The organism is Anaerocolumna xylanovorans DSM 12503, from assembly GCF_900143645.1.
GTDB lineage: Bacteria > Bacillota > Clostridia > Lachnospirales > Lachnospiraceae > Anaerocolumna > Anaerocolumna xylanovorans.
Genome location: NZ_FRFD01000014.1, coordinates 103,976 through 129,073, shown reverse-complemented (window position 1 = coordinate 129,073; position 25,098 = coordinate 103,976). Strand labels below are relative to the sequence as shown.

Below are 25,098 nucleotides of genomic sequence, written 5' to 3'. Positions count from 1 at the left end.
GGTTTAATTTTGAATGAAAAGGAAAATTATTTAATCCCTAATAATACCTTCCAGGAATTTTTGCCGGAAGTAAATTCTCCATCTGGATTTAATAATCCTACTTTAAATTTTTGAAAGTTGATTACAGCATTATACATACCATGATATGGTTCATTTGCATAATCTCCATCAACACCATTAGGATTAAATCCTATTTCCTTGAGCTTCTCTTGTATAAGTTTAACGACCTCACTATTATCACCACGCTTAACAGTAGGAGTCTTTTTTAATGTCTGTTCATCAGCTATTCCGGTCTGTTTGGCTCCAATCGTTTTCTGTAATCGCTTTAACCAACCGGAATTATTGAAAACAGCAGGAACTATAGCGGAAGCGGCTTCCTTTGTTCCTATTAAGATTTTCTTCAACGCCATCCACTTTGTTTCATCTACATACATGGCTGGACATAGTTTTCCGGTTACATCATAGTGCCTGATGACCTTTGATTCCGGAATATTGTATTTTTTCATTAGATATTGGACGAGTCCTGTAACATTTTTAATAGTAATATCTGATATATGCATGGGTTTATCTAAACACATTTCAATCCCTATACTATTAGAATTTGTGCATAGCTGATAGAATTTATGCCCCCCAGTGCCCTGGAGGCCTCCGCCGCAGTGCCAGGCCTTATCTTTATTTTCAACAACCTGATAAATTGCGGTATCATCTACGAAATAATGGGCGGAAGCATTTCTATTTACAGAATTATAATAGATAGCATTATTTTTCGCAGAAGAAACTGCTCCCACATAATGTATTACTATGTATTCAATTTTTCTGCTTGACATTGCCGTATAATTAGTTTTAGTTAAGTATTTTATTATAGGTAACATGAAATTATCCTTTCTAGGCATGGGAAATGAGAGCAGTAAGTTGTTAAAGTTCACCACTCTCAAAGCTGAAACACAATATAAAAAGCTAAAATCATTCTTTGGTTACGTCAGTAGCATCTATACTTTTTATATTTGTCAAAGTTTGCTTAATCTTATCATATCCCAATGTTGAGCCAAGCCAATTAGCTGCCATAAGGAATCCAATATAAAATACGTTGACAACAGTAAAATCAATTCCTTTTGCCATATATGCGAATATCCCGCACAGCCCGCTAACTACAATAGAAACAATTAATGCAATAAGGGTGGCATTATATGACTTTCCAATTCCTTTAAATTCAGCTTTGATCCCCTCTACAACAAGTGGAGTCAATACCTCACAAACTGTAAATAATATTAAAAATAATGTAATATCCATAAGATATCTCCTTATAATAAAAAAGAGCCTGTAGTTGGCTCAATGATAGTAACCTTATTCATTTCTTGATTGCTTCGAATTCCTTAATTTTTTTTATTAGTTAGAATTTCATTTTACTTTCCCAAAATAATCAACAGCCTCTTCATCGGTGTTGAACACTTTGAAATCTTTCATTCGTGGTTCAATTTCCTCGCAAACATAACTATTCCCTTGGTTGGCCTTGTAACGTTCCAGAGCATAATGATAATTTTTTGCATCTTTTTCCAGTATATAGCCTTTTTGAAGAGTTAGTTTATATGTTTCATATACTTTATCTCGTAAAGCAACTTGATTATCTTTCTTTGTTTCTTCTATAAAATGAGAGAGTGTAGAAGATATAGTATCAAGTTTGATATCTAACTTCCCATAGTCTTTTCTATGCATCAATGACATATCATCTATTTGATTTGTATGATTTACCACAGTCTCATGGAATTTTTCGTTGTCTTTTTTGATTTTATAAAGCTTATTAAAATTAGACCAAATCCATCCCCCAATGTTAATTAAAGCAATACATATAATTATAATAAGTCCTGCATTCTTATATAACCATTCCATATCACATCACGTTCCCCTTTCTAATTAATTTCATTCTAAATTGGAAATAAATAAGATGAGAGGTATAATATTTAAGCCATTATTGGAGCTTATGGAATTATTTATTAATATTCACTCAAGCTTAGCCTTTATCTATAAGAACCTCTCTGATGGAAATCATCTAAAATAATTTCTATCAGAGAGCGGGAGACAGTATCACCTAAATAAATAAAAATTCCAAATAGTCTAGAAAAAGTATTCAAGATTTTTAAAATGTAATGTCAACTGTTAATATATCTTCTTTGGTTTGTTTGGAATTTATGGAAATTTCCATATTTTGCTGCTTACTAATAAGAGGCTTTATAACAATTGCCATTTCAGTTGCAAGTTGCTGCAATTCAGTGATTGTCCAATCATAGGTGCACTCTTCCCCAGTTGCATTCCAACTAGATCGATATTCTATTTCTGGCTGTGCTGCTAATTGGGCTACCATAATTTCTTGTGTAAGTAGTGTTTGTTTATCTTTTGTGATTGTATACTGTTTTTCTGCTCCACCATGACACTTAGAAGTAATAGGATGTTCAGCTAAGTACAATTCAAGATTCTTTTTACTTAAAGAAATCTGCCATAATTTACATTCATCTAAAGTACATGTATCAAAATTAATTTGAGGATTAATTTGGGCATCAAGTGCTTCGACCTTCTTTTTTGCAATAGCAGCTTCTTCATCCGCGGTAAGAGTTCTATTAATAATAGCAACACCATCTTCTTCGTAAAATAACCCATCTATGTATTTACAACCTACACCTAATGGATATTGCGTTGTATCTATAGCAATAGCGTCATCTCCATATTGGAATCGTGCTATTTGACTTGCGACCTCATAATTATCACAAACAATTATATTTTGTATTTCTTTATCTTTAATTAAGCTAAATATTTGATTACACCACATCTATATTATTTTTCCTTTCTATTCTATTGTTCTTGTTCTGCCCAACGGACTATTACTATACCTGATTGACCTGATGTACCATAAACAGGATTTACTGTCCAGATATATGAAAGTCCTCCATTTCCACCATTGCCTGTATTTGGAGTTTGAGGTGTTGATGCATTTGCACTACCGCCAGTGGAATATAGCGTATTTTGAGCTTCTCCGAAAGCTTTAGTTGTATATCCTTGCCCATGTCCCCACCAGTATAAATATGTATTGTTTGCATAAGAACCAAAAGCAGCTGATATAGCTCCATCTACTCCTCCGGACATTGTTATAGGTACATATGTTTCGCCATTATCATAATAATATGCCAGTCCTACACCGCCACCTCCAGAACCACCATTTGAATTATTTGGTTTGTCTGGATTTGGGGGTAAAGAACTAGAATCGGTACGGTAGAAACACATAGGGTGGTTATAGCTAGAATTATTCATGGCACCCTCTCCTCCATTTGCATGGCAATATGAACCAAAAACGCTCTGACCACCTGCATTTCCATAGCTAGGAGAAGAACTAGTTTCTATTACTGTTCCACCAGCGCCCACAGTTATAGGAATTTGTTGACCTGGTACAACGTTTATATTTTTAACAGTTGATGTATATCCACTTCCAGCACCAGTGATTGCAGTATATTTAGAGCCACCTGTAGACAAAGAACCTCCGCCTCCACCAACACAAAAAATATCAATTTTACTAACACCCTCTGGTACTGTCCATAACTGAGAAGATGTAAAGGTAACTTGTCCAGCTGGTACAGTTCCTTGCCATGCAAGTCTTGCAACTCCATTAACTCCCACATAAACTTTTTTAACTTTTCTTGCAACACTATTCACACCGACATACATCTTTTTAACTTTTCTTGCAACACCATTTACTCCGACATACATTCCTTTTGCCATAAATACCTCCTATTCATACATAAAGTAAAATGAACCATGAGATAATGCAGATACACCAGGAGCTAAATCATTGGTTCCAAAACTCATATTACTGGCACTGTCCGCAACTCTGGCACTATCTACCCTAACGCCATGAGTAGAGGTTCCATTAAATCCCATTAAAGTTGGATAGCCTAGTGCCCAGGCATTGGTTGAGTTTGAAGGATTACATGCTGTACCGCTAGGTGTAGTAGAGCTGGAAGCATCAAATATAGTATGGCTGTTGCCGTAATTTCTCCAGGCTATTTCTCCGACTACCATCGTATCACTATTACCAACCCAGTTTGCCCTTGAAACTCTTGGGCAAGCTCCTAAATTTACTAGTGCCCCTCCAGCTGTTGTAGCTCCAGTTCCACCTTTAGTAATAGGAAGAGTAGTACTAATTGTTTCAGCTATACCACCATTAGCTGGTAATTGAGTTGGTATATCAGACTTCAATGCTATTTCAATTCTATCTCCAATTGCCATTTCACATCACCTCTTCTAAAAAAATTCTATTGTTATCTACCACTAATTTTCTTCGAACCCCTGTTGTTTTATCTATGTATGCGGCATAATCAGATGAAAAATCTATTACCTTATACCATGTAGCTATAGTATCAACTGAAGGAGTTATGGCTGTATTTGAAACTTTTGCACCCCATAATGCATTGTTATAAGCAACCAGCGCATCTTTGGGATATGTAGTAATTGAATTCCAATCACCATAAGCTGTTAGACCAATACCAGCCTCACCCTTTTCACCCCTCATAGTTAAAGGAACCCAGTAAGAGGTATCAGTTGGTATAATACCGATAGGAGTATTGTTTGATATGCACATAAATGTTTCTAAAGCAGAATTATGTACATAACTAACGGTATTATATTTCTTATATTTTGCACTTGCAGAAAAAGCACCTTTATGCTGTACTATATTAACTAAATATTCTTGAACATCTTGTGTATAAAAAAGTTCAAGTGCTTTAATTGAATCTACAATTGGATTTAATGTAGCAGCACCAATATACGAATATTTTAAATCTGGATTATCTGCTAATATTTGCTTAGCACCTTCCATATCTCCTGAATTATATTTTTCATAATATCGTTTTGCGAGTGGGAGAGTACTAAGGGTTATATCTACAAAATTATTTATTGTATCTATTTCATCTGGGAATTTTGTGTTTGTCAACTCTGGATATAAAACTGACATATGTTAATTCCTCCTTTCTAATTAATAAGACTTTGAATTGATTGGTAATTATTATTTTATAATTAAGAACATATCCCACAATTGATAAGGGTAGATCTAATCTGGTTTAATAAAGCATTAGTTCTATTCAAAGTATCTGCATCAACAGTTGTGATATTTGTTGGTAATTCAGGATTAACAGTAACACTGCCTTGACTCTCTTTGCCATTGCATCCAAATTTTCTTGTTTTGAAATTAGACTGTAAATTGGTTTCGTTTCCTGCGATTATAAGTCTTTCTAATACACCAGATTCAACAAGATTAAATATTCCGCCAACTGATTCTGCATGCCATTTGGTCCTTCCATTTTCTGCAAATTGAAATTGATTATTTATAGAATCGGATATTATTCTATTAAATTTTCCGACTTTATTGCTATTAAACATTCCATCGGTAATTCCTAATAATCCAGCGTTTGATAAAGAATAATTGGTAATACAATTAATAAAAATTGGATTAAATATAACATTTTTAGATGTTCCGATTTCTAATTCCTTGATTCCGACAGCTTCTGATTCGAGTAAGCAGCTAGATATTTGAACCCCAATACAGTCTTCCTCTAGATAAATTCCAGCTTCCTTATTATCTTTAGTACTGCATCCACTTATTATCGTTCCGGAATTGTTTCTAATGCCAAATCCGCGACCATTTCTTACAGCAGTTACCCCGATAAATTTGTTTTCTGTGACGGGAATATCATCATGGGCTGAACGAATTCCACAAAATGAATTGTCATTATAATAGCCGCCTATTATGGTACATTTATCTACATCTACCAACTGTAATCCGGAATTTCCGTTACCGTAACTGATACAATTAATAATGCATACTTCCTCTGGTATAGTATCTAAAGTAATTCCGGATGCAGAACTATCGTAGCTAATACAATTTTCAATTACAGTTCCTATATTATTACCATTTAATATTGTTCCGCTGACATGTATATTTTGAAAATTAAAACTATGTATCTTTACATCTTTAATTTTAAGATTATGTACTCCGCCGGTTATAATCCCATTCTGATGCATATCCCTAACCCATATAGGATTATTTATTCTGTTACCATCAAAATTTCCACCAATAATTTCAATATCATGAAGGGTAGTAGTTACTGTATCTACTGCAACCAAGCAACTATTAAGAGAAACTATTTTCGTGACATTTTCTAAATGATGTTTTGTTGCAGAAATTGAAAATGTTATTATATTATCTTTAATATCAGTAATCACACACGCATCTTCTCCTGCACGATAGCCTAATACGTTGTCTGGAATGAATCCTATTTCCATTCCGATTTGAAACTTATTTATATCATTAGGTGATATAGAAACAGTGGTATTACCTACATTTACATCAGAAGTAATAATAGATAAAATTTGATCGTCCATTTTGATTTTTGCATTTTTATTAAACTCAATTTTAATATTTGATTTTAATCGCACTGCTTTTGAATAGTGATATTCACCGGCCATTACATAAATACTTCCGCCTTTAGCAATGTCTAAATCATCAATAGCCTTTTGCAACTCTGCATCATCTCTTATTCCATCACAAATATAATCAGCTATTTTTTTATCAAAACCAACTACTTTCACATTACGATATGGATCTTGCACAAATGGAAGTGAGTCGAATTTATTTAATCCATCTCCTAATTTCAGTAAGAGTTTACCATCGCTGGTTTCTTCTATTCCACATTCATTCACAGATAAAATCTTAGTAGAATTTTTCCATTCAAAAGTAGTGCCTTTTTTCAGTTTAATTATACTTGTCTCCAATATCTTCACTCCTTTCTATTTAATTATGTATTACCAACTATATCTGGATATAATTCACTAAATGTAATCATCGTAAGATTCATCGTAAAATCACTATTAGAACCGCTAATTGATTTAATTATATAATCACCGGTCATCTCCGTTATAAATGAAGTATATGATATTTTTGAATTTACATCTAAAAATGGGATACAGACCATATTTAGTGCTGTTGAATCCTGCATTCTTGTAGATAACCATGTTTCATATTCTGCTCGTTGTTGACATAAATCATCAGATTCTAGATTATCGAATGATAAAACTTGCTTAATTTCATATTTCAAATTTGTAGTTGAAAATATGCAATCAGATGCTGTTTGTTTAAATTCTCCATATGCTTGATACTGTCCTAATAATAAAAAATCATCCGTTGCTTTCCTATATTTAAAAACATAGTCAGTATTTGGGAATAATCTTCCTTTAGGAATGCCTTCCCCATTATCATTTACAATTTTTTTTGCTCCTAAATTATTCAAGTTTATGGTGGGATTATCTTTATTAGTTATACAAATTTTTACACTATATTTCTTGAAATTATCTAATTGATCTATTACTTTATCAACGATAGCAGTATAAGCTGTCCCATCAATAGAAGATGAACTTTGGCTATAATAATCTGTATCAATTGTAGAACCCCAGACTTGTGTAACGTTATATACATTATTAAAGGAGTTATTAGTCTGTTCAGATATAATCAAAGGATTAATTATATTTTCATCTAAGATAACACCATCACTTTTTAATGTCGGTATTTTTTCTATTACAAAAACACCTTCTACATCAAAATACATTTGATATCCAGCATATAACTCGACAATATCTTTTAATATTTGGTAATATGTAGTTCCGGTTTCATATTTTAAATCATGTGGAATTGTCTTACCTATATCTTCGATACGATATTTGGCCATACCGGCATCTTTCATTAATGATACTAAAACATCTCGGATATAAGCGTTTGCATCAATTTTAATGTTTAATCCTTCCATTCCTCCACCTCTATCTCCATTTAATGTGCACATCAAATCATCGCATTTCATAGATAAATTACGCGATGTAGAATCAAAAGAGTAGGTGTTGTCATTGAAAGTAAAGGTACCCATTAAATACCAAACTATTTCATTTGAACGCTGATGAATAATTCCTATATACGGTCTAATAAATTTGTCAATCCATATTTTTTTATTTGCACCAACTACTAAAGATTTATCGCTTAAATAAATCTCGCAGTTATAAGTGCGCCTAATGGTAGAATTTGAATCTATCGAAAAAGAATCGCTAATTAAATTACCCTCAATTGAATCTATAATTTTAAAATTATGATTCAGTAATTCTATTTTCGAAAATATTTGTTTATTTGATTGGCGAAGAATATCTATATCTTGTTGTTTTATAATATAATTTGACATATAATCACCGCCTTAAATTAATCTGCTGTCAATATCGATAAATCCATTGTCATACATATCATCTACATTTTCTGCATTTCCTATTTCTGCCCAATTTATTGTATGTATAGGCATTTGCCAATGATGTGAAAAATCTTGTGGTATAGAGTCAATAATTGATACCATCCACATTTTCCCTTCAGCATTTTTAAATATTTTAGGCTTCCCATTGGTAAGAAAATTATCGACTTTTTCTCTAAAGTTCCAACCATTTTTTATATCAAAATCACATCCAATCATATCTATAAATGTTGCTTTCAATGAACCACTCGTATAATTTGCATTCCCATTTTTTATGTTGAAAGGATATTGCCTTCCAAGAGTAGTAATAGTGGTTCCATTATTATTTCTTTGATGAGATAATTCTGTATTTAACATGGCACAAATTATTGTATCTTTCTCAATAAAAAAGAAACCCTCAAAATTCGCAGTAATAGAGGAAGTACTTAGGTTTCCTTCTATAGAATTAATTATAGGCACTAAAGAATATTCGTAATCTGTGTTACCTCGCACATATTTATCGAATCTTTCAAATGCAAAGTCCTTATTGGTTCTTATTGGTATTTCGAATAATGTATCCCAATTGTATTCGCTGCTTTTACGTCGTTTAATCCGCATTGCTGATACAATATCTGCTGTAAAAGAGACATTACCGGCAAATAAATTGTTTTGAAATAATGCATAAAATAAAGTATCATAATCCCAATTTTTTGATTCTTCCTTGTATTCAATATCTGCTGTTTTTGACATAAACACTTCATCGTAAGCGCCATTTCTTACTTTTAAATAATTTAAATTTTCTATATTTGTTGGAGTGTAATCAAAACTATGATTATCCCCACAAAATCCTGATAATAAAACCATTATTACACCCCTTTCTAAATCGATATATTTCCACCGTCAACCATTAAAGTATCTTTACTCATTGGAAAGCCGCCATCTATTATATAATAATCAGTACTTGTCGGTGAGCCGCCATCAACAACATTATTTGTAGATAAAACTTCAGCATATACATCATACACATTATTTTTTCTGCGAATCCATATAGAAACGACATCAGCAAAAACGGTTATATAATTGCTCCTTATGGTATAATATGAAAATGCACTTGGGACATTTAACTCGAAATAAATCCTCTGACCATTATTTTCACTTTCATATACACCTCTTCCCATGAGTAATTTTATTGTATCATTTCCATTTGTCATTTCTAATATAGTAGAAAATAAATTAAATCCATAACCTTTTATATTAATTGTAAAATTATCATTTAAAGAAAATCCTTCATCAAAATATAGGTAACTACCAGAAGATAAATCTATATAATCATTGCTTATATATTTAGGAGCACCTCCATTACATTTCGCAGATAATGCAATAATATTACTTTGTATTTTTACACTACCTTCATTTTTTAAGTTTTCCAATGCAATAAGAGCATAAACATTTGGCTGAACATAATTAACACTAAAATAAATATATCCGGTATCTAACTCCATTCCATTAATTGTTAAACCAGTAGCTCTAACATAGTAAACGGCATTGTCTTCCAAACTACTCAACTTAGCCGAAAGAGTATTTGTATTATATTTGACACCAGACGTCCAAATTTGATTTTTATTAGTGTTATATAATAATACCTGAAAATACTGTAAGCTTTCTCCCTCTGGCTGATTATATGTTAGCGTAATCTCATAAGAGGAATTCCTAACAACTTGATTTGGAATTAAATTATCAATTGTAAAAGAGGGGGTAGAATAACAATAAAAAAGAACTGCGTCTGACATTTCGGATACGATTCCACTCTGGTCAGTTATATACAAACTAATATTATATAGGGCACCGTTGGCTAATGCATTAGAGGGTATAATATGCTTTAATTGTAATGTTTCTTGTGTATTTTGGTAAACCACTATATTTGTAGTATTATTTCTTATAATACAAGTATTACTAAATGGTTGGTTTCCATTGTATATAAATGTGATTGTATGTTCCAGTAATGCATCAAATGCAGATATATTGTAAATAATAGGTTTTATTTTAATCACTCCTTTCTATGATTTAATAAATAATAAACATATCGTTATAGTTGTTTGGCAATACCATTACATAAACAATATCATTTATATTATATGTCCATCTGGCTTTAACTGTATAAATACTCCCATTATTAAAAACTTTATATTTATTGCTGTCTATTACTTCCGTTACACGACATTTAATAACCTTTACCGATTCAGAATCGGCTATTAATTTTTTAATTGAAAGTAAAATAGCATCTTGCATTTCTTCAATTGCTTTTGTTGCTTTACCCATTTTCCCTTCCTTTCAAAAAAGGCATCCTCTTATAATGGATGCCTAATACAAAAATTTATCGGTGAATCTTTTGATTAATTTTTGAACCAAACGTAGATATAATTTCATCTGCTAAATTATCAACGTTTTGAACTTCATGCAAATGTAATTCCCCTATAGAATAAGAAAATCCGGAATTGGAATTATCAGGAATCATATTATTCAGCGGTGATATTCCAGAAATAACTCCTGCATTAAAAACTGTTGTATAGTTAGCCATTACGTTATCTATTTGTTCGGGAGTTATAACACCTTCACCTGTATTCAGGACATTAATAAACTCATCTGGTTTTAACTTATCAAGAGCAAGCATTTTGAATGTGTCAGCTTGATGATTAGAAGGAGTTTCTCCTACATAGCCCAATTCTAATCCTGAATGACGTTTCTTTGCAGAAACAATAGCTGTTGCCGCAATGGAAGCTTTTAAAGGTGCAGAGAGAGGGGGACTTGAATTAATCTTATCCAATTCCGCTTGAGCTGTTTTAGCTTTTTCAAGGTTAGTCTGAATTGAAGCAAGAGCATTGGCACATTCTTGTGCGATAGCTTTAAACTGTTCTGCAAAGGCTTGGGCTGTTGTTATTCTTTCATCAAATATTATCGCTTCGTTATCTTTGGTGACAAGCATTGAGTCTTCTATAGATGTTAGAGCTGTTGAAACAGTCGCTTTTGCGTTTTCCCATTCATTAGCATAATCTTTGGTTTTTTGTGTACGAGCCTCAGTTGCACCCGTTTCATCTAAAGTGGAGGTTACCTTATCTTGAATTTTATTGTAAGCTTCATTAATTGTACTTTCAGTTTTTTCCCACACTTTTGCATATTCGTTTAACGACTGGATAGCTTTTTCGTTACATTCCTTTTGAGCTTCTAAATCACCTAATTGTTTTTCAACTGAACCATAAAGTGTTTCCATAAGATTAAAATCAGATGTATCACCATTTGAAACCCTATTTTCCCAACCGCTTCCAAGCAACATATCAGCTAAATTCATATCATTTATTTTTTTAATATTTTCAGCTATATTATCCCAAGAATTTTTGATGTCGTTAAGTTTATCAATTTGAACATCATAGGAAGACAGCACCTTGTCTTTTTCATCTTCGAGATCATTGATTTCATCTTGCTTATTTTTAATAATAGCATCATAAGTGAGGCTATCTATTTTACTTTGTGCTTCTTTAATAGCATCAGTATCTACTTCATACGTAAATCCCTCGCCTTTTTTATAGACCCTATTAACTTTTTGGTTTTGTGCACGTTGCAAATCATACTGCGCTTGCTGCAGCTCTAATTCTTTTTCTCTGGCATCATTAGTAGCCTGAAAGGCTTCTAATTCAGCTTGTTTATTTTTGATCAATCCATTATAATATTTTTCGTCTTCACCTTTAGCATTCTGATAAGATTTGATTTGATCATCTAAAGAACTTGTAACAGCACTGATTACAGAATTATAATCATCCTTTAAATCGTTTAAAGTACTAATAGTATCTTGTAATTCTTCATTTACTTTCTCTAAGTTACTAATTGGTATGTGTAAAATAGAATTATTCCAATCATTTTGTTCCTTTTTTAGCGTTGATATGTTATCCTTAGCATCTTGAAGTTCTTTATTGATTTTGGAATATTCCTCTTCACTATCTGTGTTTAGTAATTCTGCCTGAGCTAATTCCTTCTTATTTTCATAATAGTCAATTAGTTCGTTATTAATTTTCTTTAGTTTTTCATATTGATCTATAGTTCCTTTACCGTCAGCTTCATCAATAGTATTAAGTATATTCTTTTTGGAATTTTCAGTATTGCTTATTCTATAATCTACAGTGCTTTGGCTTTGTTGATATTCTAAATCATGGATACCTTTAAGTTTTTCATTATTTTCAATAATATTCTTCTGATTACCTTGTATTTTATCCAAAACACCTTGATAACTTTCCCAATAACCTTGAGCTGCTGTAACTGCATTCAGAATCTGTTCTCTGGTATCACCGGAAATACCACTAAAGTCTTCTATTTCAAATGTATCACCATTTTCAATACGTTTTTTATATTCTGCTCGTAAGTTACGTGGTATTTTTTTCAAAGCGTCTGTGTAATAGGAGTTATATTTGCCAGCTGCTTTAGAATAGGTATCAGACAATTCGTTTTGCAAAGTTATTAAATTAGTAATATCCTCTTTTTGTTTCTCATAAGAATCGGTATCAGACATAGTTGCTTGAAAATCTGATATTTTTTTTTGTGCGGTATCTATAGATTTTGATATCCAGTCTATCTGCTGAGAAAATGTACTCTCATTTTCGGGTTCATCGAGTAATTTATCTGAAAATTGATCTTTGCCAGAATATTTTTTGTTAGTTTGAGAAATGTTAAAATTCTTTAGAAAAGTATCAGCTTCCGCTTGAGCTTTTTTTACTAAATTGTCAAAATCTCCAGGTTTACCGGCTCCTACTTTATGGTCTTTTACCGCTTGTAATGCAACTAATGCGTCAGTCGTAGCGTTTGCCATAGACATTAGATATATCAAATTGGTTAAGTCACCAGAAGTGGACAATGCAACATTATTTACACTCAATTTTTGAGCGGCTAAATTCATTAAAGCAATTCTTGTATCTTCAGATGCAGTTTTTTCGCTTAATAATTGGAATATTTCTTCTGCAGTAATGTTTTTTGCATCTATGCCAGCTTCAGCCAGTATTTCTTTCTGCTGTGCAAGTTTTTCAGCAGAAATTACTGATGTACTAATTGTATCAATATATAATTTAGTAAGTGCTTCTTTACTTTCAATATCAGATGGGAGTGCATCATATTGTTGTTTAGCTAAATCCCTTAATGCATTTGTTATGTCACCAACACCAGCAACGCCAGTTACTCCATAATTTTTCCAATCAAAGGAAGAGAATTGTTGCATAAGATCAAGAATATCAGAAGTAGATAGTGATGATGTATCTGATAAAGCAGATTTTATTTTTGACATGGCAGATTGAAAATCATCTATTGCAGTTGATTGGATATCAGTAAAGAGAGTTATTTTATTATCTTCTTGACTTGCTCTTTCCTTAGATGTATTTATTGCATCTTGGAGAGATTGTTTTGTAGCACTCGGATTAAAGTCTAACTTGGACAATATTAGTAAGTCTGATTTCGGTAATGTGGTAATATAATCTTGAACTTCTTCATTAGTTTCTAATACCTTTGATTTAATATTCTCTAGCAACCGTTGATCTTCATCCGTATTAATACCAAGTTGAATCTTTAATTCTACCGGATCGACCTTTAATTCATTAGCAATTAACGTGATTAAAGAATCTACTTGATTTTCGTACTCTTGCAGCGACATAGCAGATTCATCGAGAGAAAATAATTGTTCTGCTAAATTTCCTACTTCACTATCGCTAGATGTCAAGGTGCTTACAAGACCAATTATATTATTTCTAATACTTTTTATGTCTTGTTCTGTAGTATCACTTGTAATTGAAATTCCATTTATATAGCTTGAAATAAAATTTTTTTGAGCATCCGATAAATTATTATAAGCTTCTTCAGCCATAGCTACATATTGCAAAGTAGAATCAGCGGATTTAGATGCCGTATCCATGTCAGTAATAGCTATTCTTAACTCTTGAAAGTAAGACACTAGTGAATTTAATTGATTTTTATCTAATCCTTGCCAACCATTAGATGATTGTCCGGCTCGTGCAGTGATTTTGTCAAGATTAGCATATATCTCATCATAATTGTTGACTATGTATTCAGACAAATTTTCCCAATCAGATCTTTTTTTACCGATAACGTCAGCAATATAAGTATCAATCTGATTTATATAACCGGAATCAGTACTACCGTCACTATTAATTTTTGTTCCAGAATAAGCTAAGTCATCAGGAACATTTATTTCATTAAGTGCTTTTTTAGCTTTCTGATGTTCACCAACTGCACCATTTATTACAGTTTCAACATTGCTAAAATTAGCCATATTCTTAATTTTTTGATCATATTCGGCTTTTAATAAATTAATAGAATCCTGAATTAATCCGTTTTTCTTTACAAGAATATTTCCCTCCTCATCATATCCAGTAATTAATGTAGGATTTAAGTCTGTTATAGTCTTGATGATTGATTGATACTTTTCATATTCACTGGCGGTTAGAGATACATTTCTACCATATTCATCAACACCTTTGGATAATTCATTAAAACTATTTGTTAAATCTTCTAAATTTTTTTTATGGCTAGTAATATCATTTATGTTAGAAGTAAATTCTGTAACGATTTTATTTGCTTTGTCTATTTTTTCATCAGCAGTTTCAATAGAATCTACAAGTGCTTTGATTCCTGACACTATTGCTGTTATTCCAACAACGACAGCAAGCAAAGGAACAAGTTTCATCGCAGTTCCAAGCATCGTAGTGGCTGTCGTAGCAGTGCCTGTAGCCAATGCATTAGCTTGTTGTGCAGCTGTATTAGCTGTTACCGATGCAGTATTCATTGTTTCAGTTGCTGCTTCAGTCATCTTTTCAGATGATAATATTGAGTTGGTAGTTGCAGATTCTCCTCTTGCAACAGCATTAGCGTTAGTAGCAATTGTATTTGCATTGAGAGATAAAGTATTAGCATCTATCGATAAGCTTTCTGCGTTTTTAGATAATACACTTGCTTGTGTTGCGCTAGTTCCTTCTATTGTTGCAGCTGTTTCAGTTCTTTTACCTATTGCAGATAAAGCGAAATTTTTAATACCTTCCGAAAGAGATAGAAATAATTTGGAAAGTCCACTGTCTGAAAATTCCGTTAATGCAATAAACCCAGCAAGTAAAGCAATATTCCAAGCTCCGATGGCATCAGCAAATTGAATTATTCCATTGGTTGCATCAAGAAATCCCTTGACAACCCCACTATCAAGTGTATTATTAGCGAATTCTTGAAATGATGCAGTTAAACGCTTTGTTTTGGCCTCTACGGATTCTTCATAGTTAGCGAATTGCTCCATAGCTGTTCCAGAACTACTCGTAGCAGTATTTGCATATTCCACAGAGTTTCTATAGTTTGACATTAGTACCAAAAATTCTTCCATATGATTCGTGCCTGCAAAGGAACTTGCCAATGCATTTTTGCTGGTTTCCCCATAAGTGTCCCATTTACCGGCTACTTCATCTAAAACATCATCCAAATCTCTGAAACCATCAGTGGAGTCTCTTAAATTAACGCCTAAACCTTTTAATACGGTTTCAACATTGGAAAGGTCTTCTCCATTATTTTGTGCACCCGCTAATTTGCCTGATTTTATATTTTCCATACGAGAGAAAATGGAATCTAATCCATCACCGACGGAAGACATGGATTCACCGGAGTTTTTACTAATAGCAGCCAGATAGCCGACAAGCTTATCTATTTCTACTCCGGCACTCTTGGCACTGCCGGCAGTTTTGCTCATTCCTTCTGCTAAACCATTAAGGTCAGCAGTTGATGCAGTGTCTACGGCAGACAGTTTATCTATGATATCAATTACATCTGAAGCAGCGACATTATATCCCTTCATAATTGTAGTAAGGTAGGAAGTTGCATCAGCAGATTCCATATTTCCTATTTTTGAAAGTATAAACGAGTCTTTTACCAGTTTATTTGTTTCTGCGACGGTTCTTCCCTGATTAAGGTAATCTGAAGCTATGTCAGCAACTTCTGTTCCGGTAGCGCCTAACTGCTGACCTAAATCAATGTATGTGCCGAGTAATTCTTTTGCCTGTGAGTGGTTATAACCTGTAGCTATCTGCAAGTTTACCAAAGATTTATCCAGATTGACTACATCGGAAATCATTTGTTTAATCATTGTTGAGCCAAGGTCACTTAAGATCTGGGGGATGTTTTTTTTGAATTTTGAAAAGAATGTATCTCCTGTTTTGCCAAAAGCTTTGGCTTCAGCCGTAACACTTTTGAATTCATTCTCCAATCCGCTAAGCTTTATATTATCTGCAGAAGCTATTTGTTTTTGAACTTCTAATAGTCTATTTTTCAATTCACCGTTAAAAGCCGGATTGTCATTCATAAAAGAGGTTATTGTATTTTTTAGAATAGATTTATTTTGTTCCAGGAAAACTTTACTTTCCTTTGATAGTTCCGCAATTCCTTTTTTAGCACTCTTATTATCCAAATCAATGTTCATTTTTACTGGATCTATCTTTAGTATTTTGATCTGTTTATTAATTTCTTGCTGAGATTTCTGCATGTCTAAGGTAGCTTGCAAAAGTACTGTGTCCATTATAGTTATCTCCTTTCTCTGGGTAGACATTTTCTGTAAACAAAAAACGCCCACAGAAAAGAGGGCGCGTTCAATTAAAAAAGAGCCATCTGTTTTAACAAATAGCTCTTAGTCAGTTATATAATATTAATTATGATTTTGCCTGTATTTAAATATATTTCAAATTGATTTTTAGTGAAAACAATTTTCGTCATATTATCAAGTATGAACCCTGTAATATAATTTTCTTGAAGTGTTTCCGTATCATAATCGAAAATTGTTACAATATCATCATCAACACTAAACTCCAGTCCAAATGTATTATGTACATATTCAGAATAATCATCGATTATAGTTAGTTTAAAATTTTGCACTCCGCGATAAAATTTTAACATTGTTAGTTTTTCTAGCATTTCAAAAATATCAACATCTTCGTAATCCGTATAAATTCCCCCTTTTTATAGCATTATTTCTTATATATTTACATAATTCTAAAATTTATTTCCACTCCTTCCCAATATTATACTATGATTGTACTAACATAGTAGTTATTTGTCAATAATTATATTGAAAACAATATAAAAAACTGATAATAATATATATTATAATAGAAAATGAAAATCACATAAAATTGACAGATTTAGGATATAATGTTAGACTATTACTATAGTCGAGAGGAGTTGTTATATGGTAGTAAACATAATAAATTTAATATATGAGAAAAAATTAAGTATCACCGATGTAGCAAAAGAAGTGGGATATACGTATGCGAATTTCTGGAATCTTTGTAATGGTAAAACGAAGTCGATTAAATTTGAAACTTTAGAAAGACTGTGTATAATACTTGAATGTGAAGTCGGTGATATATTAATAGTAGAGAATAAGCAAAAATAAAGGCAGGATTTATTTTTGCTTATTTTTCTGCTATCATATGCAGGATAAAATTTAGAAGTAACAGTGGTTAGGTGCTAATATTCATCCAGTTCACCGCCATATATTGGCAGCAGGAGAGAGGCCTTTTAAATTAGCTATGTTTTTATAATAGCTATAATCAGTTTATTTATCAGTCAATACACTTTGAGCTGAAATCTCATTTGTTAATTCTTTTATTTTTTGGGCCTGCTCCTGGATTACTTTGTCTCTAACAGCATCACCGGCACCAGATTTTTGATATTCCTTCATTACTTCCTTAATGTTGAATTTCTTGATGACTTTCTCCATACTCTTAGCATCGATCTGACTTAATTTCTCATTCATAGTCCCAAGGAGAGTATTAAGGGATTCAAATGCTTCATCTAATTTTGACTTATGTAATAATTGCTGTTTCTTAAATTCAACCATATCGGAAATATCTTCAGTAATAGATTGGTAATTGCCGTTGTTTTTATAAAGCTTGAATTTATTTGCTAATTCTTCATCTTTTATTATAGATTCAAATATATCATCACCATCTTCATACTGAACTCCGTCTAGTGCAAATAGTGCAAATGCCAGCACATCATTTCTATCTCTAAAATATGGCGTATATTCAATACTTCCATCTTCGAATTCTGTGAAATATCCATCTGTAATAAATCTTGTTATAGCACCTCTAATATCTATTGTAATTTCTTTTAATCCGGGATTTGTTTTAATCATATATTTCCTCCAATTTTTCATAAAAATAAGGCCTACTTGTTTGTGGCCTCTATATGTTGATTTCCGTATACTGCGATTCCAATACTGTCTGCTTCATCTTCCGATACTGATATACCAAATGTATTTTTTACATAAATTTGAGTGTTCTTTTTTTGTTCTGTTCTGTGTGCCCCTTTTATGCCACAGCAGCTTTTCCAGGCGGTAGCAGGTACTATATAAAAAGGTAAATAAAATTCAAACAAATAAGCCATTATGAGACCCTGCAGCTGTGATAATGTTCTAAATGCTGCTGGGTTTTGGTGATATTGAGTATCTTCAATAAGTACAATATCCGGCTTCACTCTATTTATTAATTCCTTGATTTCGTTATACATTAACTTCATTCTTTCTGATGTATCATGTAAATCTTCGACTGAAAGTACGCCGCTTGAATCATAAATTCTGTTATCCATAACACACCATCCGGATAATCGCGTGCTTTGATCTAAGGCTAATAGTTTTATTTTAATTGCCTCCTACATCTTATTGTTATTCCATTTTGCTTTTAAATTTTGATGGTCGGCCTTTGTAAATACAAATATCCAACGCATTTCATCTGTCGCAATTAAATCTATCAATGCAGCTCCCCATAATTTATAAGCTGCTGATTGTTTTGCGTTACCAAAGAAATGACAATCATCTGTTTCATATTCTTTTCCGGTCAATTCACTTATTGCTTTCAAAAAAATAACTCCTTTCAAATCTTTTTTGTAAAAAAAATAGGTATGTAAAATTCGTAATGTGCGAATTTTACATACCTATCGTATAAAATACTATTCACACTGTTAGAATGCGGATTACTTTCTTGATTTGCTGCTTTGGTTATTTCATTTATTCTTCATAAGAAAGAATGTCTTCAATAAGAACTTTTACTTCTGCAACAAAATTTTCCAATCCGTTCAAATCACATTTTTGCAATTGTTTTTTTGCGGTACTTTTATCTATGTTTTTATTATTGTAATCTCTTAAAATAATAAAAATCTTATAATGCTCAACATTATCTACAATAGTCCTCCAGGGGGTATAAGTTTTAACATTCATGCACCCTGAACAAAAATGATACTTAGCACCGCATATGGCACAATTATGATATTGATTTTTTGGCACCAAATCACCTCTTATGTATTAATCTTCAGAAACCATAATTTCAAACAATTTACTTTCCTTAGCGCAATATTCTTTCTGTAAAACATAAGAAGCTGCATGCTTTCCTTCAGATGTTAAATTAATGCTTATGTTTGTAGGATCGATCTGTGCTCTGGGACACCAAATAGCTCCGGAATAAACAATATTCTTATTGCAAGGATCATGGAAAATGGCATGAATAAGAAGTGATCTAACCTCCGGTACACCATCTGTTGTTTTCGTAATCTTTACAGCGGTTGTAGTTTCCTTGGTGTAATTTACGAAAACTCGGCCAGTTACTCCGGAAGGAAGAGTAAGCGTTTTAGTAGCAACATCTAATGTAAACTTCCCTTCACCGGCAGTAGCGGAAATTTCATAGGTTTCCCCAAAAGTATTATCTGAATTAATTACTTTAACATATTTCACCTCTGCACCAGGAGTACCAACCGGAGCGTACTTTAGAACTACCTTATTATCTGCACTGATATCTACAATTTCAGATACAGGCATAGTGAGTTTTTTGGATGCGGAAGCAACAGCTTTTTCAGATGCAAGCTGACTTGCAGCCAAATCTAAGCTGAATAATGAATTTGTGAATCCGAATGTTCCAGACTGAGCATTATAGAATGTCATAATGGAACTGCCCATACTATCAACAACGTTTGTACCAGTTGCGGTAGTAGCAAGAGTGGGAGATTCTATCTGAGTATATCTACCCAGTAATTCGTTGGTTGCGACGTCATATTCTTCTACGGCGCGGATTTTTTCTAATACTAATTCATTAGGATTAAAAGACATTGTTATTCCTCCTTAAGATTTTGATTTTTATTATATATAAAAAACTCAATTGAGTTCTCCATACCAATCTAATTGTTTTTGGTCTATCTCTTTTAAATTAATGCCATAACCCGAATATCCACTTTGCAGTAACAAGTCTGCATTTTTGATTTTCGATATTCTCTTTATACTGTCCATGAAAGCGTTTATTTTCATATTCCATACTTTTGTATGGTCATATTTGAATCCCTCGGAATTTATCATTGCCGATATTAAATTTAATAAATATGAGTGATGCTCTTTATTTTTATTTAATAAATAAGCATCTCTGTCATCTTCAATAAGTATTCTTTTAGTGGATTCATTCGCCGGCAATTGTTCATTTGTTTTAAAGCCGTGGATTTTTCGTAAATAATCGGTTATTACTGAATAAGTAAATTTATCAATTACTATATTTTCGGATTCTTCTTCCTCGCTGTATATCTGCTGTACTAAGCATAATTCGTTGTTTAAGGTATTGGTACATAACTCAAACTTGGTAAAGTCCAGAGTATCACCAAAAATTATGCTGGTTTGCCGGACTGTAAACATTTTGATAAATAATTTGTAGAATAATTCAAAATCATCTATTTTCGTATAATCAATCCCTATATTATCAAGCTGCCACTTTAAATCTGCGCCAACCGAAGTCAAAGTAGAAACCATATGGAAATATTCTTTTTCTCCATAATCACAAATTTCATTAAGAGTTGGCTGGTGTAGAACAATATTTTTGCTAACTGCCAAATCGTCACCTCTATAAATCTTTAATTCATCAATCATCAAAAGCAGCACCAACCTTTTAGTTTAGTATTTTTATTATTTTATTGTGAGCTAATGAATGCTCAAGCTTTTTCTATAAGCTTCTAATAACTTTTCATTTCTGCCATTTTCTACAAGGAGGTATTTTTGTTTATGAGTCTTATTAAACTCCGGCACAAAAACTCCCTTCGACCTTAAATACATGGCTTCATGTTTTCGGATTAAAAACAGGTTAATCATTCCTTTCACTTATAAATTGTTGAGTCCAATTGGACAGCAAAAGAGTGCGTAGCAATTGACCGCACCCTCTGCTCTAAGATAATATATTACACTCGGATTAGAAATATATGTTGCATATTATGTTTATTATACACATAAGAAATAATGTCATGATGTCTGGAAGTATTGATTTTACAGGCTTTAGTGCGGTTGAAAAAACTCCACAGTTATCATTCGCGTGCTTTTTTCATATAGTTTCTGTTCCATTCCAATTGTTTTTCTAATTGGCATTCATTGCAGTATAGTCTATTGTTCTGTTTATTTTGCTTTACTAAGGTACCGCATTTATTGCATCTAATGAATTTTTCACCGCAATATACTAAATACTCATATCCCAGGTTATGAAAATCCATAATCTTTAAAACTTCTTCTGAAGCTTCTTTATCTATATAGCAAACATTAACACTTAAATTATCAACAAGCTTATTCATCTTTATGAGTCCGGTATTTCTTAGGTCATGAATCATAAATCCCTGTTCCTTCTTTGTAGCCTGTATGTTAGCCCTTTTGAATATTTCTTTAAATTCATAATTTTCCCAGTCATTATTATTGGGGTTAATGATATTCCTATACTTTGCAAGGCAAAGAAGAGTAAATGCTAATCTTTGCATGGGTTTACTTGCTACATTATCAATAGTTAATAACTCGTTTTTAGTAATTGGTATGTATTCAATTTCTATGAGATTATATTTTGTTGCATTTTTTGATAAATCCAATAAAAGCGGCTGCCATTTCGCTAAAGAAAAATTAGTATACTTTTCTTCCATTATTTTTATTAATTCCAGATATATTTTATTTGGAGTCAGGTTTCTTTCATAATAAAGATATTTTGCCAGAATGCGCAAATCAAATGTTGCTTTCCTATCCAGAGTATCTTGTTCTAATAATCTTTCAGCATATATTTTCTCATTTAATAATATTCTAATCATTTTTCCACTCCAATTTCTTATTTTTCATAATGAATTTCTTCCCATTAAATTCAATATCGCCTTCATCTGATTCTTTAGGATACCAGATCATATAATCATTTTGTTTTAATAGATTTTCTATTATAGTTCTGCCGCAAATATCCCAGGCAAATTGTTTCGATTTTTTTGAACTGTAACATATATCTAAAACAATATTTGTTAATACATTGTCATCAGGACAGGCAGTTAAACATTTTTGCATGAAATTTTGCATTAATATATTTCTTGTTTCATTAATATCGTCTTTGTTAAGCCTTTCTCTCTTTGCCCGTTGTTGATGCTTTTGTAGTTCATCACAATATTCTTTATACAGAGTATTAATTGTTTTATATTGCTGCTTAGTATAGGTAGAATCTGATTTTAGAATAGAATAATCAAACTCTGCGTCTGATTTAAAGTTAATTAAGTAATTGTCAAATTGATCTTCAAGTATTCTGCATATCTTATTAACAATACAATTATAATTACTTACCGGCATACGCTTCTCGTAATAGTCTAAAAAATCACATTCCTGTATAGTTTTATTTGGCTTTTCTATTAATTCATTTAGAGTTAATTTGAATTCACAAATACATTTTTGATTTGAACTTTCCAAATAATCATTATAAGATTTCATTAATTGCGGGTAGATATAACGCATGAAATAAGGTTTCTTATCTGCGGTGATATTTTGATTAAATTCTTTTTTACTTTTTTCTTCTTCGGTATCATTTAATTTTATTTCATTAAATCTGTAATCAAACCATTCAGAGGGTCTTGGCCTTGATATTATCCCTTTTGCTTTATCAATTGCGTTTTGTTGAAATAGCTGCCCGCACATGATTCGATAGCCCAAAACCTTATATTCTTCACTTTCGATATCAAATTGCGATTGAATGTCAAACTGACCGGTTATTCCATTGGTGTACATCCCAATGTCATCACCAAAACTATCGATGTTTGCCTGAACTAAATCGTCTTCCATAATAATTTTTTTATCAGCCTTTTTCTGCGCACACATAATCGTAGGTAACTCTCTTGTATTCCGTAAAAGAATTTCGTTGTCAGTTGTAAAATTCTGATCGGAATCAAAGTCTTCTCCATTCATAGCATCGGTAGCAGTATCCCATGAATTAAAAACCAGCATGGTTTTAATCCATTTATACCAATATCTGATATTATCATTATCAATAATTTGTAATTTGCGAATGTTATTATGGCATGTCATTGGGGCACGGAAACAAACAACTTCGTTGATATTTTTATCAGCCCAATACTTAGAATAAAACTCTCCCTTTTTAAGAATACCGGTAACAGGCAGTTCTAAAATACTCTGGCATAATGCATAGGGGTCTCCGCAAGCTATCTGATAATTCCCATTTACTTTAACAACCCCGGTTTTGGCTTCATTTATTCTTTTCTTAATCAAGTAATGGATTCTGTTTCTGACATAAGGATCGTTGATCATGTTTTTATCTATCATTAATGAGGTAATAAAATCTGAATCATAAATATTTATATTATCACTATTAAGCCCAATTCCCTTTAAAAACAATAAACTTTTCCGATAATCCATTCCTAAGATATCTTTTATTTCATCAATCGTAGGCTGTATTAATTCTTGAATGTCTTCATCAGTCAATCTGTAACTTTGTATAAACTGATAATTCAAATCCCGTTCGTTATCCAATGCCTCCGGGCATACTTTAGAAATACAGAATTTGTAGTTGTTTTTCTTGCAATTATATATGTAGTCATCAAAACTGGAATAACTATCCCATAATTTCAGCATAGAAGTAGTTAAAATAACATCATAATCTCTAATGTCAACTTCTTTCCCCCAGGCATCATGAGTTATAAATTTATTATGCTTTTTTGCAAAATCAATGAAGTCAAAGGTAACCAACATTCCCTTTTCAAATGCGTATGCCCTTGTATTAAACCCGGACGGGATATAATCTATTCCTAAATCCAGGGCCCATCTGGCAGCTCTCCATGGCAGCATCAATCCAAAACCATCACTTGCATTTTTAGGTATCACTTCATTCTTTTTGTATAATATTTCTGGTTCTCCTTCGTTAAAGTCATTTAAGGCAATCACGTCATCTACAATGTCAATTTCGCAATCTTTTACGACTAAAATATTGCATGGATCCGAAACAACAACAGAAGAGGAGCAGCTTAAAGCTTCATATGCTCCGAATTTAGCCGGTATTATTTCTTTTTTTAAATTCCTTCCATTGTCAATTCTATTTCTTAAGGCATCCTTTAATCGTTCACTTACAAAAACTATAGTTTTACCTTTCACTCCGCCAGTAGTAGCAAGCAGTCTTTTATATTTTATCCCGTTTATTTTAAACCCATTTTTGTAAGCATGCCAATAATCCGATCCTTTATCTATAATGAGACACATATAATCTGGTTTAAACTGAAGCGTATTTAATTGCTCATATAATTCTTTTAAAGGTTTTTTATTACCGGTCTTTCTTTCCTGTTTTATTTTATCCTTTAATTCCTTTACTTTCATTTCGTTATCTTCAAATCCGTTTAACTCATCAATGAATCGAAGAACGGTACTGTCAGCTAATGAAATTAATTCCCCTCCTAACATTGC

The 25,098-nt window shown here is 32.3% G+C and carries 22 protein-coding genes; 1 reads left to right on the top strand and 21 read right to left on the bottom strand.

Annotation, left to right across the window (positions count from 1 at the left end; all coding sequences use genetic code 11):
• Positions 1–26: 26 nt before the first annotated feature.
• The 13 genes from BUF11_RS21220 to BUF11_RS21160 form a co-directional block, all read right to left on the bottom strand.
• A complete protein-coding gene (locus BUF11_RS21220; RefSeq protein WP_073590885.1) occupies positions 27–872 on the bottom strand; it encodes an N-acetylmuramoyl-L-alanine amidase in 846 nt (281 codons plus the stop codon).
• A gap of 91 nt (positions 873–963) precedes the next feature.
• Positions 964–1,290: a hypothetical protein gene (locus BUF11_RS21215; RefSeq protein WP_073590884.1), complete on the bottom strand. Its 327-nt coding sequence runs from the start codon at positions 1,288–1,290 to the stop codon at positions 964–966.
• 108 nt (positions 1,291–1,398) lie between these two features.
• Entirely contained in the window at positions 1,399–1,887 is a 489-nt protein-coding gene (locus BUF11_RS21210; RefSeq protein WP_073590883.1) for a hypothetical protein, read from the bottom strand.
• Between the two features lie 247 nt (positions 1,888–2,134).
• The gene (locus BUF11_RS21205) at positions 2,135–2,821 is read right to left on the bottom strand and encodes a hypothetical protein (RefSeq protein WP_073590882.1); all 687 of its coding nucleotides are present in this window, start codon (positions 2,819–2,821) and stop codon (positions 2,135–2,137) included.
• Positions 2,822–2,844: 23 nt separating this feature from the next.
• The gene (locus BUF11_RS21200; protein ID WP_073590881.1) at positions 2,845–3,765 is read right to left on the bottom strand and encodes a glycine-rich domain-containing protein; all 921 of its coding nucleotides are present in this window, start codon (positions 3,763–3,765) and stop codon (positions 2,845–2,847) included.
• Between the two features lie 9 nt (positions 3,766–3,774).
• Complete coding sequence (locus tag BUF11_RS21195) at positions 3,775–4,272, bottom strand: hypothetical protein (RefSeq protein ID WP_073590880.1); 498 nt, start codon at positions 4,270–4,272, stop codon at positions 3,775–3,777.
• A gap of 1 nt (position 4,273) precedes the next feature.
• A complete protein-coding gene (locus BUF11_RS21190; protein WP_073590879.1) occupies positions 4,274–4,996 on the bottom strand; it encodes a hypothetical protein in 723 nt (240 codons plus the stop codon).
• Between the two features lie 62 nt (positions 4,997–5,058).
• Positions 5,059–6,813, bottom strand: a complete 1,755-nt coding sequence (locus tag BUF11_RS21185) for a right-handed parallel beta-helix repeat-containing protein (protein ID WP_073590878.1) — start codon at positions 6,811–6,813, stop codon at positions 5,059–5,061.
• 23 nt (positions 6,814–6,836) lie between these two features.
• Positions 6,837–8,261 (bottom strand): DUF5048 domain-containing protein, encoded by a 1,425-nt coding sequence (locus tag BUF11_RS21180; protein WP_073590877.1) that lies wholly within the window; start codon positions 8,259–8,261, stop codon positions 6,837–6,839.
• A gap of 12 nt (positions 8,262–8,273) precedes the next feature.
• Positions 8,274–9,164, bottom strand: a complete 891-nt coding sequence (locus BUF11_RS21175) for a hypothetical protein (RefSeq protein ID WP_084558804.1) — start codon at positions 9,162–9,164, stop codon at positions 8,274–8,276.
• A 14-nt stretch (positions 9,165–9,178) separates the two neighbouring features.
• Entirely contained in the window at positions 9,179–10,351 is a 1,173-nt protein-coding gene (locus BUF11_RS21170; protein ID WP_073590875.1) for a hypothetical protein, read from the bottom strand.
• A gap of 13 nt (positions 10,352–10,364) precedes the next feature.
• On the bottom strand, positions 10,365–10,619 hold the full coding sequence (locus BUF11_RS21165; protein ID WP_073590874.1) for a hypothetical protein: 255 nt from the start codon (positions 10,617–10,619) through the stop codon (positions 10,365–10,367).
• A 55-nt stretch (positions 10,620–10,674) separates the two neighbouring features.
• The gene (locus BUF11_RS21160) at positions 10,675–16,899 is read right to left on the bottom strand and encodes a phage tail tape measure protein (protein WP_073590873.1); all 6,225 of its coding nucleotides are present in this window, start codon (positions 16,897–16,899) and stop codon (positions 10,675–10,677) included.
• Positions 16,900–17,565: 666 nt separating this feature from the next.
• Here BUF11_RS21160 and BUF11_RS21150 point away from each other — a divergent pair.
• Positions 17,566–17,772 (top strand): helix-turn-helix domain-containing protein, encoded by a 207-nt coding sequence (locus BUF11_RS21150; protein WP_073590871.1) that lies wholly within the window; start codon positions 17,566–17,568, stop codon positions 17,770–17,772.
• Positions 17,773–17,934: 162 nt separating this feature from the next.
• Here the strand turns inward: BUF11_RS21150 and BUF11_RS21145 are convergent, their stop codons facing one another.
• The 8 genes from BUF11_RS21145 to BUF11_RS21110 form a co-directional block, all read right to left on the bottom strand.
• Positions 17,935–18,516: a hypothetical protein gene (locus tag BUF11_RS21145; protein WP_073590870.1), complete on the bottom strand. Its 582-nt coding sequence runs from the start codon at positions 18,514–18,516 to the stop codon at positions 17,935–17,937.
• Between the two features lie 32 nt (positions 18,517–18,548).
• Positions 18,549–19,019, bottom strand: coding sequence for a crossover junction endodeoxyribonuclease RuvC (locus tag BUF11_RS21140; RefSeq protein ID WP_278277170.1), 471 nt, complete (start codon positions 19,017–19,019; stop codon positions 18,549–18,551).
• 12 nt (positions 19,020–19,031) lie between these two features.
• Positions 19,032–19,238 carry a hypothetical protein gene (locus BUF11_RS21135; RefSeq protein WP_073590868.1) on the bottom strand — a complete coding sequence of 69 codons (207 nt, stop codon included), beginning with the start codon at positions 19,236–19,238 and terminating at the stop codon, positions 19,032–19,034.
• Positions 19,239–19,386: 148 nt separating this feature from the next.
• Positions 19,387–19,662 carry a hypothetical protein gene (locus BUF11_RS21130; protein ID WP_073590867.1) on the bottom strand — a complete coding sequence of 92 codons (276 nt, stop codon included), beginning with the start codon at positions 19,660–19,662 and terminating at the stop codon, positions 19,387–19,389.
• Positions 19,663–19,680: 18 nt separating this feature from the next.
• On the bottom strand, positions 19,681–20,478 hold the full coding sequence (locus tag BUF11_RS21125) for a hypothetical protein (RefSeq protein WP_073590866.1): 798 nt from the start codon (positions 20,476–20,478) through the stop codon (positions 19,681–19,683).
• 45 nt (positions 20,479–20,523) lie between these two features.
• Complete coding sequence (locus tag BUF11_RS21120; protein ID WP_139243479.1) at positions 20,524–21,282, bottom strand: hypothetical protein; 759 nt, start codon at positions 21,280–21,282, stop codon at positions 20,524–20,526.
• A gap of 425 nt (positions 21,283–21,707) precedes the next feature.
• Positions 21,708–22,466 carry a hypothetical protein gene (locus BUF11_RS21115; RefSeq protein WP_073590864.1) on the bottom strand — a complete coding sequence of 253 codons (759 nt, stop codon included), beginning with the start codon at positions 22,464–22,466 and terminating at the stop codon, positions 21,708–21,710.
• Entirely contained in the window at positions 22,459–25,095 is a 2,637-nt protein-coding gene (locus tag BUF11_RS21110; RefSeq protein ID WP_139243478.1) for a hypothetical protein, read from the bottom strand. The genes BUF11_RS21115 and BUF11_RS21110 overlap by 8 nt, the downstream gene beginning before the upstream one ends.
• Positions 25,096–25,098: the final 3 nt, after the last annotated feature.

Coding starts and splice junctions, on each gene's coding strand:
- BUF11_RS21220 (WP_073590885.1), bottom strand. CDS start 872: ATGTTACCTATAATAAAATACTTAACTAAAACTAATTATACGGCAATG.
- BUF11_RS21215 (WP_073590884.1), bottom strand. CDS start 1,290: ATGGATATTACATTATTTTTAATATTATTTACAGTTTGTGAGGTATTG.
- BUF11_RS21210 (WP_073590883.1), bottom strand. CDS start 1,887: ATGGAATGGTTATATAAGAATGCAGGACTTATTATAATTATATGTATT.
- BUF11_RS21205 (WP_073590882.1), bottom strand. CDS start 2,821: ATGTGGTGTAATCAAATATTTAGCTTAATTAAAGATAAAGAAATACAA.
- BUF11_RS21200 (WP_073590881.1), bottom strand. CDS start 3,765: ATGGCAAAAGGAATGTATGTCGGAGTAAATGGTGTTGCAAGAAAAGTT.
- BUF11_RS21195 (WP_073590880.1), bottom strand. CDS start 4,272: ATGGCAATTGGAGATAGAATTGAAATAGCATTGAAGTCTGATATACCA.
- BUF11_RS21190 (WP_073590879.1), bottom strand. CDS start 4,996: ATGTCAGTTTTATATCCAGAGTTGACAAACACAAAATTCCCAGATGAA.
- BUF11_RS21180 (WP_073590877.1), bottom strand. CDS start 8,261: ATGTCAAATTATATTATAAAACAACAAGATATAGATATTCTTCGCCAA.
- BUF11_RS21175 (WP_084558804.1), bottom strand. CDS start 9,164: ATGGTTTTATTATCAGGATTTTGTGGGGATAATCATAGTTTTGATTAC.
- BUF11_RS21165 (WP_073590874.1), bottom strand. CDS start 10,619: ATGGGTAAAGCAACAAAAGCAATTGAAGAAATGCAAGATGCTATTTTA.
- BUF11_RS21160 (WP_073590873.1), bottom strand. CDS start 16,899: ATGGACACAGTACTTTTGCAAGCTACCTTAGACATGCAGAAATCTCAG.
- BUF11_RS21150 (WP_073590871.1), top strand. CDS start 17,566: ATGGTAGTAAACATAATAAATTTAATATATGAGAAAAAATTAAGTATC.
- BUF11_RS21145 (WP_073590870.1), bottom strand. CDS start 18,516: ATGATTAAAACAAATCCCGGATTAAAAGAAATTACAATAGATATTAGA.
- BUF11_RS21125 (WP_073590866.1), bottom strand. CDS start 20,478: ATGTCTTTTAATCCTAATGAATTAGTATTAGAAAAAATCCGCGCCGTA.
- BUF11_RS21115 (WP_073590864.1), bottom strand. CDS start 22,466: ATGATTAGAATATTATTAAATGAGAAAATATATGCTGAAAGATTATTA.
- BUF11_RS21110 (WP_139243478.1), bottom strand. CDS start 25,095: ATGTTAGGAGGGGAATTAATTTCATTAGCTGACAGTACCGTTCTTCGA.